Source organism: Sphingomonas sediminicola, assembly GCF_049991885.1.
Classification (GTDB): domain Bacteria; phylum Pseudomonadota; class Alphaproteobacteria; order Sphingomonadales; family Sphingomonadaceae; genus Sphingomicrobium; species Sphingomicrobium sediminicola.
Window position 1 is genome coordinate 2,201,191 of the sequence record NZ_CP178916.1, and the last position, 18,406, is coordinate 2,219,596.

The 18,406-nt window shown below is 63.4% G+C and carries 24 protein-coding genes; 9 read left to right on the forward strand and 15 right to left on the reverse strand.

Annotated features, from left to right (window positions below; translation table 11 throughout):
- The first annotated feature begins 117 nt into the window (after positions 1-117).
- A complete protein-coding gene (locus ACMC5O_RS11505; RefSeq protein WP_187708666.1) occupies positions 118-696 on the forward strand; it encodes a GGDEF domain-containing protein in 579 nt (192 codons plus the stop codon).
- Here the strand turns inward: ACMC5O_RS11505 and gpmA are convergent.
- The 3 genes from gpmA to ACMC5O_RS11520 form a co-directional block, all read right to left on the reverse strand.
- Positions 693-1,385 carry a 2,3-diphosphoglycerate-dependent phosphoglycerate mutase gene (gene gpmA / locus ACMC5O_RS11510; protein WP_187708665.1) on the reverse strand — a complete coding sequence of 231 codons (693 nt, stop codon included), beginning with the start codon at positions 1,383-1,385 and terminating at the stop codon, positions 693-695. The two genes, ACMC5O_RS11505 and gpmA, sit on opposite strands and share 4 nt — an antisense overlap.
- Positions 1,385-2,551: a M14 family metallopeptidase gene (locus tag ACMC5O_RS11515; RefSeq protein ID WP_426692889.1), complete on the reverse strand. Its 1,167-nt coding sequence runs from the start codon at positions 2,549-2,551 to the stop codon at positions 1,385-1,387. Before ACMC5O_RS11515 ends, gpmA begins: the two co-directional genes overlap by 1 nt.
- A gap of 109 nt (positions 2,552-2,660) precedes the next feature.
- Positions 2,661-3,554, reverse strand: coding sequence for a TSUP family transporter (locus tag ACMC5O_RS11520; protein WP_426692890.1), 894 nt, complete (start codon positions 3,552-3,554; stop codon positions 2,661-2,663).
- A 126-nt stretch (positions 3,555-3,680) separates the two neighbouring features.
- On the opposite strand from ACMC5O_RS11520, the gene galE reads away from it, so the two are divergent.
- The 4 genes from galE (at position 3,681) to ACMC5O_RS11540 (ending at position 6,956) form a co-directional block, all read left to right on the forward strand.
- Positions 3,681-4,682, forward strand: a complete 1,002-nt coding sequence (gene galE / locus ACMC5O_RS11525; protein WP_187708661.1) for a UDP-glucose 4-epimerase GalE — start codon at positions 3,681-3,683, stop codon at positions 4,680-4,682.
- A 2-nt stretch (positions 4,683-4,684) separates the two neighbouring features.
- Positions 4,685-6,307, forward strand: coding sequence for a M20/M25/M40 family metallo-hydrolase (locus ACMC5O_RS11530; protein WP_426692891.1), 1,623 nt, complete (start codon positions 4,685-4,687; stop codon positions 6,305-6,307).
- Between the two features lie 106 nt (positions 6,308-6,413).
- Positions 6,414-6,539, forward strand: coding sequence for a type B 50S ribosomal protein L36 (ykgO, locus tag ACMC5O_RS11535; RefSeq protein ID WP_006833921.1), 126 nt, complete (start codon positions 6,414-6,416; stop codon positions 6,537-6,539).
- Between the two features lie 132 nt (positions 6,540-6,671).
- Positions 6,672-6,956 carry a hypothetical protein gene (locus ACMC5O_RS11540; RefSeq protein ID WP_187708660.1) on the forward strand — a complete coding sequence of 95 codons (285 nt, stop codon included), beginning with the start codon at positions 6,672-6,674 and terminating at the stop codon, positions 6,954-6,956.
- Here the strand turns inward: ACMC5O_RS11540 and ACMC5O_RS11545 are convergent.
- On the reverse strand, positions 6,953-7,342 hold the full coding sequence (locus ACMC5O_RS11545) for a hypothetical protein (protein WP_187708659.1): 390 nt from the start codon (positions 7,340-7,342) through the stop codon (positions 6,953-6,955). The genes ACMC5O_RS11540 and ACMC5O_RS11545 overlap by 4 nt on opposite strands.
- Positions 7,343-7,394: 52 nt before the next feature.
- Complete coding sequence (gene purT / locus ACMC5O_RS11550; protein ID WP_187708658.1) at positions 7,395-8,567, reverse strand: formate-dependent phosphoribosylglycinamide formyltransferase; 1,173 nt, start codon at positions 8,565-8,567, stop codon at positions 7,395-7,397.
- Positions 8,568-8,634: 67 nt separating this feature from the next.
- Between purT and ACMC5O_RS11555 the strand changes: the two genes are divergently transcribed.
- On the forward strand, positions 8,635-9,519 hold the full coding sequence (locus ACMC5O_RS11555) for a peptidylprolyl isomerase (RefSeq protein WP_187708657.1): 885 nt from the start codon (positions 8,635-8,637) through the stop codon (positions 9,517-9,519).
- Here the strand turns inward: ACMC5O_RS11555 and ACMC5O_RS11560 are convergent, their stop codons facing one another.
- From ACMC5O_RS11560 to ACMC5O_RS11570, 3 genes are all read right to left on the reverse strand, one after another.
- The gene (locus ACMC5O_RS11560; RefSeq protein ID WP_187708656.1) at positions 9,520-9,765 is read right to left on the reverse strand and encodes a hypothetical protein; all 246 of its coding nucleotides are present in this window, start codon (positions 9,763-9,765) and stop codon (positions 9,520-9,522) included.
- A 138-nt stretch (positions 9,766-9,903) separates the two neighbouring features.
- Positions 9,904-10,218 (reverse strand): PilZ domain-containing protein, encoded by a 315-nt coding sequence (locus ACMC5O_RS11565; protein ID WP_187708655.1) that lies wholly within the window; start codon positions 10,216-10,218, stop codon positions 9,904-9,906.
- A gap of 24 nt (positions 10,219-10,242) precedes the next feature.
- Positions 10,243-10,533 carry a PilZ domain-containing protein gene (locus ACMC5O_RS11570; protein WP_426692892.1) on the reverse strand — a complete coding sequence of 97 codons (291 nt, stop codon included), beginning with the start codon at positions 10,531-10,533 and terminating at the stop codon, positions 10,243-10,245.
- A gap of 204 nt (positions 10,534-10,737) precedes the next feature.
- On the opposite strand from ACMC5O_RS11570, the gene ACMC5O_RS11575 reads away from it, so the two are divergent.
- Entirely contained in the window at positions 10,738-12,117 is a 1,380-nt protein-coding gene (locus tag ACMC5O_RS11575; protein ID WP_426692893.1) for a L,D-transpeptidase family protein, read from the forward strand.
- A 15-nt stretch (positions 12,118-12,132) separates the two neighbouring features.
- Here the strand turns inward: ACMC5O_RS11575 and ACMC5O_RS11580 are convergent, their stop codons facing one another.
- Together ACMC5O_RS11580 and ACMC5O_RS11585 are read right to left on the reverse strand one after the other, a co-directional pair.
- Positions 12,133-12,795, reverse strand: coding sequence for an alpha/beta hydrolase family protein (locus ACMC5O_RS11580; protein WP_187708652.1), 663 nt, complete (start codon positions 12,793-12,795; stop codon positions 12,133-12,135).
- A 106-nt stretch (positions 12,796-12,901) separates the two neighbouring features.
- Positions 12,902-13,582 (reverse strand): murein L,D-transpeptidase catalytic domain family protein, encoded by a 681-nt coding sequence (locus ACMC5O_RS11585; RefSeq protein WP_246444236.1) that lies wholly within the window; start codon positions 13,580-13,582, stop codon positions 12,902-12,904.
- A gap of 250 nt (positions 13,583-13,832) precedes the next feature.
- On the opposite strand from ACMC5O_RS11585, the gene rpsU reads away from it, so the two are divergent.
- Positions 13,833-14,039, forward strand: coding sequence for a 30S ribosomal protein S21 (gene rpsU, locus ACMC5O_RS11590; protein WP_187478788.1), 207 nt, complete (start codon positions 13,833-13,835; stop codon positions 14,037-14,039).
- 33 nt (positions 14,040-14,072) lie between these two features.
- Positions 14,073-14,618 (forward strand): FKBP-type peptidyl-prolyl cis-trans isomerase, encoded by a 546-nt coding sequence (locus ACMC5O_RS11595; RefSeq protein ID WP_426692894.1) that lies wholly within the window; start codon positions 14,073-14,075, stop codon positions 14,616-14,618.
- Here ACMC5O_RS11595 and ACMC5O_RS11600 read toward each other — a convergent pair.
- Genes ACMC5O_RS11600 through pyrE form a run of 5 tightly spaced genes read right to left on the reverse strand, consistent with a single transcriptional unit; the run spans position 14,615 to position 18,314 of the window.
- Positions 14,615-15,718, reverse strand: coding sequence for an AI-2E family transporter (locus ACMC5O_RS11600; protein ID WP_187708650.1), 1,104 nt, complete (start codon positions 15,716-15,718; stop codon positions 14,615-14,617). The genes ACMC5O_RS11595 and ACMC5O_RS11600 overlap by 4 nt on opposite strands.
- A gap of 3 nt (positions 15,719-15,721) precedes the next feature.
- A complete protein-coding gene (gene lepB / locus ACMC5O_RS11605) occupies positions 15,722-16,600 on the reverse strand; it encodes a signal peptidase I (RefSeq protein ID WP_426692895.1) in 879 nt (292 codons plus the stop codon).
- Entirely contained in the window at positions 16,601-17,008 is a 408-nt protein-coding gene (acpS, locus tag ACMC5O_RS11610; RefSeq protein WP_187708649.1) for a holo-ACP synthase, read from the reverse strand.
- On the reverse strand, positions 17,005-17,733 hold the full coding sequence (locus ACMC5O_RS11615) for a pyridoxine 5'-phosphate synthase (protein WP_187708648.1): 729 nt from the start codon (positions 17,731-17,733) through the stop codon (positions 17,005-17,007). Before ACMC5O_RS11615 ends, acpS begins: the two co-directional genes overlap by 4 nt.
- The gene (pyrE, locus tag ACMC5O_RS11620) at positions 17,730-18,314 is read right to left on the reverse strand and encodes an orotate phosphoribosyltransferase (RefSeq protein ID WP_187708647.1); all 585 of its coding nucleotides are present in this window, start codon (positions 18,312-18,314) and stop codon (positions 17,730-17,732) included. The genes ACMC5O_RS11615 and pyrE overlap by 4 nt, the downstream gene beginning before the upstream one ends.
- Positions 18,315-18,406: the final 92 nt, after the last annotated feature.

Below are 18,406 nucleotides of genomic sequence, written 5' to 3' on the forward strand. Positions count from 1 at the left end.
AGTTGTGCCGTTTAGGAACAAGGCAGGGCACGCGCAACGTCTTGGCGTGGCTTAAGTATTTTCCCCGTCACAGATTCAAGTTATGTATCGGTCAGCGAAGGGGAATCTCAGATTGCCATGGACGACGTGGTCATCGACATGACCGATCCTGACACGTTGCTGGCCGAAGTCAGGCGCCTCAAGGCTGAGATTTCTCAGCTTCATGAGCGCGTGGAACTGCTCGACCGCCTCGCCCATCAGGACGTCCTGATCGACCTTCCGAATCGCCGCGGATTCATGCGTCAGCTCGAAGCAGCGATCGACCGCGTCAGCCGCTATGATGACAGCGCCGCGATGCTGTTCGTCGACATCGACGGGCTGAAGATGATCAACGATACCTTCGGTCACCAGGCCGGCGACCATGCCCTGATCCAGGTCGCCGACATGCTTTCGCAAGGCGTTCGCAAGAGCGATTGCGTCGCGCGGCTCGGCGGGGACGAATTCGGGATCCTTCTCGAACGGGCAGACGAACACAGCGCCATCGATACGGCCGGCCGGCTCGCGTCGATGATCGCCGGCCGCGAGTTCTGCTTCCAGGGAACCTGCCTACCGCTGAGCGTAGCGATCGGCATTTCAGTGATCGAGCCGCACGACCAGCCGGACGCCGTCATGGCCCGCGCCGATCTGGCGATGTATCGGGACAAGGCCGCGGCCTAAGCCGCGCGTTCACTCAAATAGAATGAGTCGCGGACGCTGAGGTCGTCGTTCAGCTCGTAGACGAGCGGCTGCCCGGTCGGGATCTCGACGCCGACGATCTCGTCATCACCGATGCTCGACAAATGCTTGATGATGCCGCGGATCGAGTTGCCATGCGCAGCGACGAGGATTCGTTCGCCGTGCTTCAGGGCCGGAGCGATCTCCGCCTCGTAATAAGGAAGCGCCCGCGCGATCGTATCCTTGAGACTTTCCGTATTTGGAACCGGAATGCCGGCGTAGCGCCGGTCGTGGCTGACGTCGTACTCGCTGTCTTCGGGAAGCGGCGGCGGCGGGATGTCGTAGGATCGGCGCCAGATCTTGACCTGCTCAGCCCCGACCTTGTCGATCATCTCCTGCTTGTTGAGGCCCGTAAGCCCGCCATAGTGGCGCTCATTGAGGTGCCAGTCCTTGGCTACCGGAAGCCACAGGCTGTCGAGCTCGTGCAGGACGAGATGAAGCGTGCGGATCGCGCGCGTCAGGACGCTGGTGAAGCAGCGGTCGAACGCATACCCGCGCTCACGGAGCAAAGCTCCTGCCCCGCGCGCCTCGGCGACGCCCTGCTCGCTCAAATCGACGTCCCACCAGCCGGTGAACCGGTTCTCCAGGTTCCACTGCGACTGGCCGTGGCGGAGCAGGACGAGCGTCGGCATCAGGCGTCGACCTTGGCCTTAGCCGCATTCTGGGCTTTGGCTTTCGTCAGTTCCGGTAAGATCGCGTGCAGAGCGTCGAGGCAGGCGAAGGCGAGGAATTTCGATCGCTCGGGGCTCCAGCCGTACAACGGGTCCGGCAGGTCAAAATTGTCCTTGAACGGCATTTCCAGGGTCATGGACACGCAGCCGTAGCGCTCGGCGAGCTGGGTCGTGGACATGGACATGTTGGCCTGGCCGGGAGCCGCAAGCTCATAGCCCTGGCTAGTCTGGAAGTCGGGCGAGATGCGCTCGAGATTTTCGGAAAAGAGCTTGAACAGGCGGGTCTGCCGATCGGTGATCGACGGAATGCCCTCGAATCCCGCAAGGAAGTTGGCGGGGATCGCCTCATCGCCGTGAACGTCCATCGCGAAGTCAACGCCCGTCTCGTCCATCGCATTACGGACATAAAGAACCTCGGGACTCTTCTCGGCCGAAGGCGCGTGCCACTCGCGATTAAGGTTGATGCCGGCGGCGTTGGTGCGCAGGTGGCCGCGGCGCGATCCGTCCGGGTTCATGTTCGGAACAATGTGGAAAGTGCAGTCGCGCAGGAGCACGCGGGCGACTGGATCATCGCCGTCAGTCAGCTTTTCGAGTGCGCCCTCCATCCACCACTCGGCCATGCTCTCGCCCGGATGTTGGCGGGCATAGAGCCAGACGTTGAGGTCGCCGTCGCCGATTGTCAGGCAATCGATGTCCTGGCCGTCGAGCGACTTGCCGAGCGATTCATATCCCACGAACGGAAGCGATGCGTAGGTCGCGACGAGGTCGTGGTGACGCTCCATCGAATAAGGCGCGAAATAAGCGAGCCAGACACAGTCGGTTTCCGGCGTGAAACGGATGGTGAGGACGCCGTCGGCGTAGCTCGTCCCGTCGATACGCAGCCATTCCTCACGATCGCTCGACGCCACGGCTTTGTAGTCAGGCCAGCCGTTGGGATAGGCCGAGCCGGCGCAATTGACGATGTTCAACGTGACTTCACGGCCCCCTGCGCCCGCGACGCGGAAATAGAACCACTGGTAAAAGTCGGACAGATGGTCCTTGACGATCTCCAGGTCGGCGGAAAAACCGTCCTGCTTCACGACGCGGATGTTGCCTGCGTCGAACGCGCTCGAAATCGTCAGTGCCATAGGACCTTCTTTGGCAGTTTTCTGGAATTGCGCCGCTGATAGTGCGGGGGCGCGGATCAGGCAAACGGTCCGCGTTGGTCGCCCCTGTCGAAAGACTACGGTGACAGGTTCAAAGCGCCGCAGCTCGATCGGCTTCTAGTGTCAGCGGCTTGCGGCGACCGGCCATCGCGGCGCGGAACATCATCAGCGCGGCATAAAGAACAACGAAGATGACCATCCATCGGAGCACCTCGAGCGGCATGCTCTTCACGATGAATGCAGCGATGAAGACGGCCGGGATGCCTCCAATAACGATGCCCAGCGCGATCCGTAGATCGACATAGCCACGCAGCACGTGACGCGTGCCTGCGCCCGCTATCGTTAAGGCCCCTCCCGTCGCCATAACCGGGAAAGCGAGCCTTGGATCGAGGCCCATTAGGCTAAGCATGACCAGGCTGGGGGCGTAGTGACCAATCCCGAAGTTAAGCAAGATTCCGAGGCCGAAATTCGCAAAGATCGCAACGACGGTCAGATTGACTGGGAGACTGCTTGCCGTGCCGCCGGCCGGCATCAGGTTAAGGTTGCTCATGGTATAGAGCGCTGCCGCGATCACCAAAGCAACCGCGACGATCACTTGTATCAGCCACACCTTTGCCCGAGCCACCAACGGCGCCCCGATCAAGCCGCCCAGCATAAGGGCAACGCCGCAACCGACGATGAGGACCGGATCGACGAGCAAGCCAAGAAGGATCAGGAATATAAAGGCCTGCAAGATCGAGGGCAGCGAATGGCCGACCAGCATCGTAGAGGGAATTATCCGGTCAGGAACCAAATTGCGGAATTTGAACCAGGCCATCGTGGGCGCGAATGAGCCAATGCCGAGTGTGTCAAAGAAATTGGTGATCGCGCCGAGAGCCGTCGCTTCAAGACTTGGCACGGTTCGGTCTGTAATCGCCGATCGAAGCAAGACGATCGTGAAGACGAGGCTCGCCAAAGCCAGTGGAACGAGCAAGGCAATCAACATAGCGCCCCCTGCAATCGGCGGCATCGACTCCGAAATCATAACTGAAACAAGAGCATCCGTCTTGTACTTGACCAGACGATAGACGGCTCTGGCGCGACAGAGCCGCCTCCGCTAGCCATCACTCGCATGTCCAGTATCCCAGTGCTCGTAACCGGCGGGGCCGGCTATATCGGCAGCCACGCAGTCCTCGCCCTTCGCGACGCGGGCTGGCCAGTCTCCGTCATCGACGATCTTTCAACGGGCAGCCGCTATCTGCTCCCGGACGACGTCCCGTTCTACGAGGGCAATGTCGCCGACCGCGCGCTGGTCGAACGCATCTTCGCCGAGCAAGACATCGGCGCGATCATGCATTTCGCGGGATCGATCGTCGTCCCCGAAAGCGTGGAGAAACCGCTCGACTATTATCGCAACAATACGGTCGCGAGCCATTCGCTGATCTCGACAGCGGTGGATGCGGGCATCTGCCATGTCGTCTTCTCGTCGACCGCCGCGGTATACGGCGAGCCGGAGCGCGTGCCCGTCGACGAGGCCGTCGCGAAACTGCCGATCAATCCGTACGGCGCGTCGAAGCTGATGACCGAGCGGATGCTCGAGGATTCGGCGGCCGCCTACCCGCTCAACTTTGCGGCGCTGCGATATTTCAATGTCTCGGGCGCTGACCCGGCAGGCCGTTCCGGCCAGGTCGGCAAGGGCTCGACCCATCTCATCAAGGTCGCGGTCGAGGCCGCGGTCGGGAAGCGCGACCATGTCGACGTGTTCGGGACCGACTATCAGACGCCCGACGGAAGCTGCGTGCGCGACTACATTCACGTCTCCGACCTCGTGGATGCGCATTTGAAGGCGCTCGAACGGCTGATCGAGCGGCCGGAAGAGAACCTCGTGCTCAACCTGGGCTATGGGCGAGGTCTGTCGGTGCTCGAGGTGCTGGACGCGTTGGACAAGGTGCTCGGCCAGCCGATTCGCCGCGAAATGAAGGGCCGGCGCGCGGGCGATCCGCCGCTGCTCATCTCCTCGAACAAGGCGCTGCTGGAAACGCTCGATTGGAATGCTCGCTACGCGGACATCGAGACGATCCTGACCCACGCACTCGATTGGGAGCGCAAGCTGCAATCGCGGAACTGGGCTTGAGATTGAAGCGCATTTCGCTCGCGTTCCTTGCGGCGCTGCTGATCGGGGCGGCGCCGGCAAGGCCCTCCGAAGATCTTCTCGCCGCGGACCGCATCCGCGGCCATGTCGAATTCCTTGCCAGCGACATCCTCGAAGGACGCGATACGGGTTCGCACGGACATCTGATCGCCGCCAATTACGTGGCTTCGGAATTCCGCAAGCTTGGCCTCAAACCCGGCGGCGCCAACGGAAGCTATTTTCTGGACGTGCCTTTCCGGCGCGCGACCCTGGCTAACCCGCCCGCGATATCGATGACCATCAACGGGCGCACGACGAAGCTGGTCGTGGGCAAGGATGCGGCGGTCCGGCCGAACGTGACGCGTCGCGAGATAGCGCTCAACGTTCCGCTGGTTTTCGTCGGACACGGCGTCCGCGACGCGCGGCTCGGCATCGACGATTATTCGGGCCTCGACGTGCGGGGGAAGATCGTCGTTGCGCTGGCGGATTCGGTGCCTGGCGTTCCCTCTGAAATCTCCGCGCACCTGCGGTCGATGCAGGTCGAGACCGCCGGCGCGCAGGGCGCGATCGGCCTCATCGAGATCAACGACGCGGTTACTGCCATCAGCCAGGTCCAGCGCTTCGGGTCGAGGCCGGTGGTCGACTGGATCGACGCCGGCGGCCGGACCAGTCGCGGCGGGGCGGCGCAGGCGCTCGTGGCGCTATCGTCGGAATGGACGGAACGACTGTTCGAGCGCGCGCCGCGACAATTGAAGGCGATCCGCGCCGACGTCGCGGCCGGCAAAAAGGTGCGCGGCTTCCAGCTGCCCGCGACTTTGTCGATCGCAGCGACGAGCAACTGGCAGGACTTCACGAGTCCGGAAGTGCTGGCCGTGCTTCCGGGATCAGACCCACAGCTGGCGCGAGAACATGTCGTGCTGATGGGCCACCTCGACCATCTTGGGCTATATCCGGATGCGAAGCCCGGACAGGACGCCATCTACAATGGCGCGCTCGACAATGCCGCCGGGGTCGCGACGATGATCGAGGCGGCCCGCGATTTCGTCGCTTCGGGGAAGCCCCCTCGGCGCTCTGTCCTGTTCATCGCCAATACGGGCGAGGAATACGGCCTGCTCGGCGCCGGATATTTCGCTTCGCATCCGACCATCCCGGCCCAGCAAATCGTCGGGCTGGTCGATCTCGATATGCCGCTTCTGCTCTACGACTTCACGGACGTCGTGGCGTTCGGAGCCGATCATTCGACGACCGGCCGTGCGGTCGCGGCGGCCGGCTCGAGCATGCACATCGGGCTCTCTCCGGACCCAATGCCGCAGGAGACCTTGTTCGTCCGCTCGGACCATTATCCGTTCGTGCAGGCGGGAGTGCCGGCGGTATTCCTGATGACCGGGCAGGCGAACGGCGGCGCGCAAGCGTGGCAGAAATTCCTGGCCGAGACCTATCACACGGTGAAGGACGACCTGGCGCAGCCGATTCGCTGGCAGGCGGGGGCCAAATTCGCGGAGCTCAACTATCGGATTGCGCGCAACATGGCGGACGCCGATCAGCGGCCGCTCTGGTATGCGGGCGACTATTTCGGGGAGACCTACGCGCCTTCGCAGCCCAAGGCTCAAAGGAAGCCGGTACGCTGAACCTTGACGGGGAAAGGGATTTTCGCCTAAGCGCCCCCCGAGCGGCTGCCCCGTCGGGCGGCCTTCCTTATTTTTACAGAACGAGACGAAGAGACAGGCGCGCGCCATGAAGATTCGCAACAGCTTGAAGTCGCTCAAGTCGCGCCACCGCGATTGCCGCGTGATCCGCCGTCGCGGGCGCACCTACGTCATCAACAAGACGAACCGGCGCTTCAAGGCTCGCCAGGGCTAAGTCCCGGGGGTCAAACCCTCAAATTCACGGATTTCGTACCCATCTGCGTCAACTCGGCGCGGATTTCCCGCGCTCATCTTTCACCCATCGTTCACATGGGTGAATATAGAAAGCGGGCCAAGGAGTCGTGTGATGAAACGGGTTTCGAAGGGTGCGTTGCTGATTGCGGTCGCCGTTACGGCGGGCCTTGGCTTCGCCGGGGCAGCCCTGGCGCAGCAGACCGCAAGTGGCGCCTCCCAGGCCACGCCGAAGGGCTGGAACTACGAAATCAAGGACGGCAAGCGCGTCCCGAAGAGCGGCAACCGCGTGACCAATGCGGACGGCAGCTGGCGCGAGGAGACGCGTCAGGGCTCGTGCGTGACGGTCAAGGAAAAGACCGCCGCCGGCGAATATAAGGAATCCCGCCGCTGCGATTAGCCCGCGGCGGGCTTCTTTTCCGGCTCGCGGATCGTGCAGGCCGGAAGCTTCAACTGCTCCGTTTCCTTGCAATCCCTGACCTGGACTGATCCGTCAGGACCCACGAAGATCGCGAAGCTGCGGTCGCCGGCGCAGCTTGCTGTCCACATCGACAGGTTCCCATATTCCTGGACGTAGCCGGCCTTGGTGATCGTGTTGCACTTCTTGCCGCTGTCATAGATCGCTCGCCTGAGCGCGACCTTCAGGGTCGGCTCGCTCAGCTTGTGCAGGGCATTCTGCTGTTCGCTACGGACCGAAATCGACTTCGTCGGCTGTTCGGGCTGCGGCTTTCCGCAACCCGCGACGATCACTGCGAGAACCATCACTGTCAGGAGCTGTGCGCGCATGGCCTGTCCCTTTCGCTTGGCGGACTGAAAACTACGATCCCGCGGTTCGGTTCTACCGGGAATAGCGAATCTTTACCGAAGCTGCCGCCGCCTTGGCGGTCTCGATGGCCTCTGCGGCATCCTTTCCGCCGGCCAGCGCGACACCCATGCGCCGATTCTTCAATGTGCTCGGCTTGCTGAAGATACGAAGATCGACCGGAGCGCCGGGACGTCCGCGCTGCAGCGCCTCGGCAATGCCTTCGAAACCAAACTCGTCACTCTCGCGATCCGCGAGAATGACCGCCGATCCGCCAGGGCGCGTCAGCTCGATCGCGGGGATCGGGAGCTTGAGCACCGCTCGCAGGTGAAGCTCGAACTCATTCGGAAACTGGGTGATCAAGGTGACCATGCCCGTATCGTGCGGTCGGGGCGACAGCTCCGAAAAGATCGCCTGGTCGCCTTTGACGAAGAATTCGACGCCGAAGATGCCATAGCCGCCGAGCGCCTCGACGACCTTCCGTGCCTGCCTCCGGGCGGAGAGTAAGGCGCCATCCGAAATACCGGCCGGCTGCCAGCTCTCACGATAGTCGCCGGCCTCCTGGCGATGCCCGATCGGCGAGCAGAACAGGATGCCGGCCTCGGTAGCGACGGTCAGCAAGGTGATCTCGCTGTCGAACTCAATGAATTCCTCGACGATCACGCGTGGACGATCGCCGCGCATGTTGGCGACCGCATAGTCGTAGGCGGCGCCGACCTCTTCCGCCGACTTTACGGTGGTCTGCCCCTTGCCGGAGCTCGACATCACCGGCTTCACCACGCAGGGCAGACCGACTTCCGCGACCGCGGCGATCGCTTCGTCGCGCGATTCGGCGAATTTGTAGCGTGAGGTAATGAGAGCCAGCTCGCGCGCAGCGAACTCGCGGATACCGTCGCGGTTCATCGTCAGCTGGACCGCCTTGGCGGACGGAGCAACGCGCCAGCCTTCACTCTCGAGCTGGGCCAAGGTCTCCGTGTCGATTGCCTCGATCTCCGGGACAATCACATCGGGCTTGTGGGTCTCCACCGCGGCTCGAAGGGCCTTGCCGTCGAGCATCGGGAAAACCTCGAACGCGTCGGCGACCTGCATGGCCGGAGCATTCTCGTAGCGGTCGCAGGCAATGACCCGGCAGCCGAGCCGTTTCGCAGCGATCGCGAACTCGCGGCCGAGCTCGCCCGATCCCAGAAGCATCAAAGTGGCGGTGTGCATCTGCGGGCGATAGCGGCGCCCGCATTCGTCGGCTAGACCACGGCGGTTCGCTTAGGTGGGGGTTAGGATGCGTTCACTGCTTCTGGTTTCGGCAGCTCTTCTGGTTGCGGCTGCACCCCCGGCGAAACTCAAGGCACCCTCCGAAATCGTGGCCGAGGCCCCGGCAAGCGCGTGGCGCGACATCAACCCCGACAACCTCGTGGTGATGGATCTAAGGAATGGCGCTCGGGTCGTAATCCAGCTCGCGCCGGAGTTCGCTCCGGTCCATGTCGCCAACATCCGTGCCCTCGCGAAAGGCAACTGGTGGAGCGGCGCCGCGATCTACCGCGTGCAGGACAATTATGTCGTCCAGTGGGGCAATAACGAAAGCACCAGGCCGCTGCCCCCAGGCGTGATCGCGAAGCCGCCGGCTGAATATCATCGCTCGCTGAAGGGGCTCTCCGTCCGGCCGCTTGGTTATGCGGACGATTATGCGCCGAGCGCCGGCTTCGCGGGTGGCTGGCCGATCGGCTACGATCCCAAGACGGGCACGGCGAACCTTACCCACTGTTACGGTTATGTCGGCGTAGGTCGCGATCTTTCACCCGACACGGGGACCGGCGGCGAGCTTTACGCGGTGATCGGGCACGCGCCGCGCCACCTCGACCGCAACATTGCCGTCGTCGGCCGGGTCATTGAGGGAATCGACCGGCTGAGCTCGCTGCCGCGCGGAACAGAAGCGCTCGGCTTCTACAAGGACGAGAGCATGCAAGTGCCAATTTCGGCCGTGCGGCTGGCAAGCGAGATTCCGGCCACCGAGCGCCCGGCTTATCAATTCATGGATACGGGAAGCGCAACCTTCGGAGCCTATGTGAAGGCGCGCGCGAACCGGAAGGACGACTTCTTCATCCGTCCGGCCGGCGGCGTCGATCTGTGCAACGCAGCCGTGCCGGTCCGGAAAAAATCCGCCTGATCAGGCCGCCCAGGCGGCGTCGTGGTTGTAGCGGTTCTTGTGCTGGATGATCGCTGGGCCGGTGTGCGAGCGCATGCTGGCTTCGGCCAGCGGAAGTGCGGTCGTGCAAAAAGCGCATTCGGCAGACATCCTGCCGATCAGCCAGTGCGTGCGGCCACAGCCTGGGCAATGGTTGACTTCATGCTCGCGATAAACCGCGTGGTAGCCTCTGCCTGTCAGCTGTCTGACCGTTTCGGTGGTCGGCATCGTCGATCTTCCTTTCGACAGCGCTCAACGACGCGAGCGCCGCACCGGTTTCATCGGCGGCAACCAATTTGAGACAGTCCAAGGGGTATCCAGAGAGCGCTTAACGCCAAAAAGTGCGCAGGAAGCGGTGGGCCGCGCCTAGAAATCCTGACCCGTCCGCAAACCTTCGAGCGATTGCGGCGTGGCGAATTCGGCGCCAATCTTGTCGCCGGCCACCCACTTGACGACGGCGTTGGCACGGTCGCGACCGGGGAGCATCAGCCAGATCCTCGACCCGACCTCGAAAGTCGCGTGGGATTCGGCCATGAAGCCGCTCTCGGAGATGTTGAGGATCCGAGCCTCGATGCCGTTGGCGCCTAGCTCACGCACGCGCGCATCGATTTCGACCGGGAAGCGCGACATGCGCCGCCGCTCCTTCGAGTCCGGCGTCTCGCCAATGCGCGCCCTGATCATCGAAAAACTCATCTCCACGCGCGGCTACTCCAAAGCCGCCGTAAAAGTCACTCCAACCCGGCTGTCGCGCACCCAGCAAATATGCCCGCACACTCGGCCCCGGTCGGAAAGGTGCAGCGCAACCTCCTCGCCGATATGCGGCATCGCCCGAAAAATTACCATAGCACCTGAAGGAGATAGGTTGAGTAGGCGCACTACGTGCTTGCGTCCGCGAAGCTCCAGGACCGCGGTCTGCGAGACCATTTCATCGCGCGGTTCCGAGCGCTCGTCGAACATTCGGCGCACGCTGCGCGGTATCATCGAGCCATTAAGCATTCCTAACCCCACCCATCGGCGAGACCCAAGCTAAGGTGCCGGGACTTAAGGATTGGTTTGTTTCGGATTGATGATTCGAACGGCAGTGTGGCGCGCACGTCACTGGCGAGCGCCGTTCAGCCTGTGTATGGATGCAATTGCACATCATTGGGTGTCGATGGCGAGGCTAGCTGCCTCGGAACACGGGATTTTCAGGGGATGAGCGTGCAGTTCAAAGGCTTGCTGATTTTCACGGCACTGACGGCTCCGGCCGGAATGGCGCTAGCCCAGGCCGGTGCGCCGGCGGTGAAGCCCGCCGCGGCCACCGCTCAGCCGAAACCCGTTGCCGCTCAACCCGCCTCGCCGCAGCAGGGCACGTCACAACAGGCGATGCCGCAGCCGGTCCCGCAGACGGCGACCCCGGAAGCGGCGCCCGCTTTGCCGCCACCGCCGCCTCCGCCGGTCTGGACGATGGCGGACGCCAATCAGCTCCTGCTGTCAATCCTCACGTCTGCGAAGGAAGGCCTCGACCCCCGGGACTATGATTCCGCCGGTCTCATCTCCGCGATGCGGAGTAATGATCTGAACCTGATCTCGGCCGCTTCGACGGAACGGTTCAACAAGCTTTCGTCTGACATGGCTCTCGGTCACGTGCGTGGCGCCGACCGGCAGAACTGGCACATCCCGGATCCCGATCTGGATGCCGCGAAGCAGGATTCTCTGCTTCGTGCAGCACTTGCGCAACATCGCGTTGGCGAGGCGCTCGCAGGACTGCTTCCGTCGCACCCGCAATATGCGGCGCTGAAGAAGGCGCTCGAGATCACTCCGAAGACGGAAACGATGAAGGTCGACCGGATCCGGTTGAACATGGACCGCTGGCGCTGGCTGCCCCGCGACCTCGGCGAACGCTACATCATCGTGAACGTGCCGGCCTACACGGCTGCGCTGGTCGAGGACGGCGTCACCGTTTCTCGGCATCGGGCAGTCGCAGGAGCAATCAAGACTCAGACGCCGCAGCTGATGGCGATCGCCACGGGCGTTATTCTCAACCCTTGGTGGGAAGTGCCGCCGAGCATCAGCAAGGAGGTCGCCGGCAAGCCGGGCTACGTCGCGCTCAAGGGCGCCGACGGGAAGATCCAACGCTGGCGTCAGCCTCCGGGGCCGCGCAACGCGCTGGGACAGATCAAGTTCGTGATGTACAATCCCCACAACATCTACCTGCACGACACGACCGCCAAGACGTTGTTCGATGCCAAGGCGCGGGCCTACAGCCATGGCTGCATTCGGACCGAGCACGTCCTGCTCCTGGCTGAAAGGCTGTTGGGCGAGGGCACCTACCCGCCCGCAGCCGATGGCACCGTGCCGGCCGCGTGGACTCCCGAGCGGGTCAAGGAAACCGTCGCCAGCAAGAAGACGGTCCAGGCCAACTTCCCCAAGCCGCTTCCGGTCTACATCGTCTACATGTCGTCCGCCGCGCTCCAAGACGGGTCGATCAAGGACTATGCCGACATCTACAAGAAGGACGGCAAGGTCATTGCGGCGCTGAACAATGTCGCCACGCCGGCGCCGTCAGCCAAGCCCGAGGACAAGGTTGCTTCGCGCTAGAGACGAAGCCGCTGCCTAGCCGCTGATCCAGCGAGCGACCGCGTCCAGAACCTCGGCCTCGGCATCAGCATTGGTGCGGCCGCTTTTGGCAACAACCTTGAAGGAATGGTCGGCCTGATCGACGAGGTGGATCTTGGCATAGCTGCCGAGACTGGCGACTACCGGCCGCAGCAAGTCCAGCTCCGCAAGCGCATCGCGGGTGCCGGAAACGAACAGCATCGGGACGCGCACATTCGCCAGATGGTCCGCGCGCTCAATCCCGGGCTTCCCCGCTGGGTGCAGCGGAAAGCCGAGGAAGATCAGGCCGCGAACGCCGGGCAACGGATCGCCGGCCTGTGCCTGCGATGTCATCCGTCCGCCGAACGAGCGGCCGCCGGCGAACAGGGCTAGTTCCGGCGCAAGCTCCACGGCTTTGGATGCCGCCGCTCGCACTGCCGCATGGGCCACTTTCGGGGAGTCGGGCCGCTTCGAGCCTTTCTCCATATAGGGGAAATTGTAGCGCAACGTCGCGATTCCTCGCTTGGCTAGCCCCTCTGCATTCCCGGACATCGCCTTGTGCGTCATTCCGGCGCCGGCTCCGTGGGCGAATAGGTAAAGCGCTTTTGCGTCGGGCGGCCGCAGGAATAGGCCCGAAACCGATTCGTCACCGACAGGGATGCTGATTGCTTTGGGCTCCATCCCGGCGATTTCTAGCCGACCGGCGCCCTGAAGTCCGCTTTCACCACAACGAAAAAGACCCCGGGACCAGGTCCCGAGGCCTCACTCTCCCCGTCCTGATGAAAAATCAGGCGATTTTGTCGGCGTAGATCATGCGGCCGCCGGCGAGGCGTCGCATCACGTCCCACTGGCTGGCGCGGCTGAAGGCGAAGCACCCTTCGGAGCGGCCGAGCTTGCCGTGCTGGGCAATCATTTCCGGCTCCGCGTACCACGCATTGTGGATGACGATCGCGCGGGCTTCGGCATTGCTGTTCGACCAGTCGAGGCCCTGGACCTTCATCGAAAGGCCGTACTTACCCTCGTAATAGTCGCCGGTGGTGTAGGCGCCGTTAGAGGTGGCGTAGGACCCGAAGTCGTTCGAGAAGCGCTCCACGAAGCCGCTATGATCCGGATCGGACCCGCGGCCGTGAGCGACCAGGTGGCTTTCGACGGTGCCGTTCATCAAGTCGACCAGATGGAAGCGGGCCTCGCTGGAAGCCTTCGAAAAGTCGACAATGCCCATAAGGTCGCGCGCACGCGCCTGATAACGGTGCGAATCGAGCGCCGCCTTGGCCTTCTGGAAGAGCACCGGGTTCAGGCCGACTGGCGCAGGCTGCACCGGTGCGAGCGGCGCCAGCGGATCACGCGGAACCGGCGGCGGCGCGTAAACGATGGATGGAAGACCCACGGAGCTTGCGGCGGACGAGAGCATGGCTCCAGCCGCGCCAACCGCGCCCCAACGCAGTACTTCCCTTCGATTCAACCCCATTACCACCCCACTCAGATGAAGCAGCGGTTGTACACATCCGAAGGTTAATCTCCGATAACCGCGTTTAGCCAGTTGCTTAGCCCATCGTGCTGACAACTCGTTTCATCGCAGGACGGGCAATTTCGAGCGCCTTGCATGCGTTTTCAGTCACTGCTAATGGCGGCGCCCCGACGCAGCATACTGCGGCCGGGCGTATGGTATTGGCGCAGCTACGGGCCACAGCGACATTCTGGAGTATAGACAGGCATTTATGCAGATCATCGTTCGCGACAATAACGTCGACCAAGCGCTCCGCGCGCTCAAGAAGAAGCTGCAGCGCGAAGGCGTCTACCGCGAGATGAAGCTGCGCCGTCACTACGAGAAGCCGTCGGAGAAGCGCGCCCGCGAACGTGCTGCCGCCATCCGCCGCGCCCGCAAGCTCGAGCGCAAGCGCGCCGAGCGCGAAGGTTCGCGCTAAGCTTCCAACCCTCCTAGAATACGGGGCGATACAATGTCGGTCAGCGAAACTGCCAAGCGCCCCGAAAGCCGCGGGCGCAGCCTTGGACTGTCGCTTGCGTTCCTCCTGCTGATCGGCGCCGGCGTCGGTCTCGCCTGGCTCGGCGCAAGCCCGCTGCGCGGCGAGACAACCGAGAGCGGCCTTCGAATCCGCACCGTCGAAAAGGGCGAAGGCCCCTTCGTCCAGGCGATGGACGGAGTTCTCGTCGAATATGAGGGCAGGCTCACCGACGGGACGGTATTCGACGACAGCGCTCGACATGGCGGAGCGCAGCCGATGATCGCCGGACAGGTCATCCCCGGTTTCTCGGAAGCCCTGATGAAGATGCAGAAGGGCGGGAAGTACAAGATCCACATCCCAGGCAAGCTCGCTTACGGCGAGTCACCGCCCCCGGGCAGCCCCTTCGGTCCCAACGCCGATCTCGATTTCGACGTGCACATCGTCCAGATCGTGCCGAATGCCGCGCTGATGAACCAAGGCGGCGAAATCCCCGGTCAGGCGCAACAGGCCCCGCAGCCCGAGGCGACCCCTACTCCCTAAGCGGGTGGCGGTTTCCCGCCGACGGCCTTCGGCCCCTCGCCTTCTTCCGCGGCATGATCGCGGCTGATGTCCATCAAGGCCACCTTCAACGCCGCAAGGATCGGGTCCGCGAACAGGACCCCGAGTATCCCGAACAAGGCACCCATCAGCAGCTGCATCGCCAGGACGACTGCCGGAGCGAGGTCGACCGTGCGGCGTGCGATGTATGGGATGACCAGATAGCCATCAACGTTCTGTACGAAGAAATAGATGATGATCGCCGCGAAGCCCTGATGCGGGCCGGCGCTGAAGCCGACCGCGACCATCAGCACGCCTGAAGTGATCGCTCCAATATTGGGAATGAAGGCCAGCAGGCCCGTGATCAGGCCGAGCAGGGCGGCCATGGGCACCCCGGCAAGCCAGAGCAATATGCCGGTGAAGAAACCTTCGAAGATCATCCCCAGCAGCCGCCCGAACAACAGCCTGCGCAGCGTGAACCCGACGTGCTCCGCGATCCGGTAGAATTGCTCGCGGTACCGGATCGGCAGCATCCAGGCGATTCCGCGATCGTAGATGCGCGGCTCGATCGCCAGGAAGATCCCGATCACGATCATCAGGATGACGCTTGTGATCGCGCCGAGAGCGCTTCCGACGGCGCTGGTCAGCCTGCCGACCGACCCGAGCAATTGCGAGCCGAGGTTCGTCGGCGGGCCCTTCGGCACCAGTCCCAGCGAGGCCGCGAATTCCATAAGGCGGTCGAATTGAGCGGTAACGACGATCCGCAGCGCCTCGAACTGCGCCGCTATGGTCGTGCCCGCGTACCAGAAGACCCAGCCGATAAAGCCGAAGCCGATGATCAGGGCCAGAAGCAGGCGGAAGCCGCGCCCGATGGGAAGGAAACGGCCGATCAGCCGCGCGCCGCCATCGAGGAAGACGGCGAAAATCATTCCCCCGACTATCAGCAGCAGCGGTTGGGCGAGGACGATGACCCCGATGATGAGCAGCGCGAGCCCGAACCAGACCGCGGCGCGCTTCAGCTCGCGGACGACCATGGGATCGCGGAATTCTGCTGGGCCGGGTCGCTCGACGTGCGGTTCGATAGTCGGCGGCCCTGATCCCATCGCCTAGTCCTTGTGCGCCCTCAGCGAAGTCCCGGCCCGCCCGGAACGCAACGCCTCGAACCAGCTGAACGGATTCAGGAGCTCGGAAGTACCATCGAGCGAGAAGGTGATGAACTCGGCGCGGCCGCCGATGTTCTCCCAGGGGACCGGACCGCCGAGGCCGTTCTCGGGCGGACCGAGATCGAAGCGGCTGTCGGCGCTGCGGTCGCGATTGTCACCCATCAGGAAGAGATGATCTGCCGGTACCTTCACCGGCCCGTAGTCGTCGCCCGCGCTCTGGCCGAGATCGATCGTGTCGTAGCTAACTCCGTTAGGAAGGGTCTCGCGGACGATCGGCAAGCGGCAATATGCGTTGCCGTCGGCTGCGCGGACCTGGAAGCCGGAGAATTCGATCCCGCAGGGAACGTTGATATCAACCGGCACCATCACCGGCGGACGGCGCTCCGACTTCACCGGCTTGCCGTTGATGACCAGGCGGCCGCCACGCACTTCGATCGTATCGCCGGGAAGCCCGATCACGCGCTTGATGTAGTCGTCGCTCTGGCCGGGCGGAGTAACGATGACGATATCACCGCGCTCGGGCGTCTTGCCGAACAGCCGGCCCTGCCAATGCGGGAAGACATGGAAGCTCGGCGAGACCCACGACCAGCCGTACGGATATTTGCTGACCACCAGCCGGTCGCCCTTGAGGAGCGTCGGCATCATGGATTCGGACGGAATGTAGAAGGGCTTGGCGACGAAGGTGTGGAACAGCAGCACTGCGACCAGGACCCAGAGCAGGCCCTTGATCTCCCGCCAGATGGCGGAGCCCTTCGATTCCTTTTCGGGGGCAGCCGAAACCGTTGCTGGATCGGCACTCGCCTCGGGAATGGTGTCGTTCAATCAGGGCTCCAGCTTGCGGGCGTGCAGGATCACGAAAGCCTGTGCCCAGGGGTAATCGTCGGTCATCGTCAGATGTATGTCGATGGCGTGGCCGTCCGGCGCAAGGGCGTCAAGCCGCGCCCGCGCGCCGCCGGTCAATTGGAGCGTGGGTGCGCCCGAGGGCGCGTTGACCACTCCAATGTCCTTCATGAAAACTCCACGCTTGAAACCGGTGCCGACCGCCTTGGAGAAGGCCTCCTTGGCGGCGAAGCGCTTGGCGAGCGTCCCGGCGGTGGTGTGTGGGCGGGACGCGGCCTTCGCTTTTTCGACGTCGGTGAAGACACGATCGAGGAAACGCTCGCCGAACCGCTCGAGCGATTTCTCGATCCGCTCGATATTGCAGAGGTCGGAGCCGATGCCGACGATCACCGCGCCGCGTCCATCAGTTCGCGCATCCGGCGGACGCTGGCATCGAGGCCGGTGAAGATCGCCTCGCCGATCAGGAAATGGCCGATATTCAGTTCCGCGATCTGGGGGATGGCTGCCACCGGCATCACATTGTCGAACGTTAGGCCGTGGCCGGCGTGAGGCTCTATACCGTTCTTGACGGCAAGCGCCGCGCAATCGGAAATCCGCTTGAGCTCGACCGCTCGCTCCTCGCCGTCGACATGGGCGTAGCGACCGGTGTGGAATTCGACGACGGGGGCGCCAAGGCGGACGGCAGCCTCGACCTGCGCTTCCGACGGCTCGATGAACAGGCTGACACGAACGTTCGCCCGGCTGAGCCAGTCCACGTACGGGCGCAGTGTTTCGAACTGCCCTGCCGCGTCTAGCCCGCCCTCGGTCGTGCGCTCCTCCCTTTTCTCCGGAACGATGCAGGCGGCGTGCGGCTTATGCCGGAGCGCAATCGCAAGCATCTCCTCGGTCGCCGCCATTTCCAGGTTCAGCGGGAGATCGATCTCGACCATCAGCCGGTCGATATCCTCGTCGGTGATGTGCCTCCGGTCCTCGCGGAGGTGCGCCGTGATCCCCTCGGCACCGGCCTCGGCCGCCAGCTTCGCCGCACGCACGGGGTCGGGATGGTCACCACCTCGCGCGTTCCGGATGGTCGCCACGTGGTCGATATTGACGCCGAGACGGAGCGGGCTGCTCACGCGGCCGCACGGCTCCCGGGCTTGATCGCCGGGATCGCGGCGAGCTCGGGTGGAAGCGCATCGGCTTCATAGGTCGGGACGTCGATGCGGATGAGCGAGGTGTAGGGCACGCCGAGGTTAGCGCTGCCGCCGGAGCGGTCGACGATCGACGCGGCCGCGATCACCTTGCCGCCTGCTTCCTCGATCGCCTTGATCGCCTCACGTGAAGAAAGGCCGGTGGTGACGACGTCCTCGACCATCAAAACCCTCGCGCCGGGATCGATACGGAAGCCGCGACGAAGCTCGAACTGGCCTTCGGGACGTTCCACGAAGACCGCGGGTCGTCCGAGTGCTCGCCCCATCTCATGCCCGATGATCACGCCGCCCATGGCCGGCGATATGACGATGTCGATGGCATTACGGGTCTCTTCAGGAAGCCGTGCGGCAAGAGCGCGCGCGATTCTCTCGGCGCGCGCGGGGTCCATCAGAAGCCGGGCGCATTGCAGGTAGCGAGGGCTTCGCAAGCCCGACGACAAGATGAAATGCCCTTCCAGCAGCGCATCTGCCGCCCTGAATTCGGCGAGGACTTCGTCTTCGGTCATCGGCGCTCCGGCCAAAAGGAAACGAGCGGTTGAATAGGCCGCGCGAGACGCGCCTTCAACACCTGTGGATGAGGCGCTTGAGAGAGCGAAAA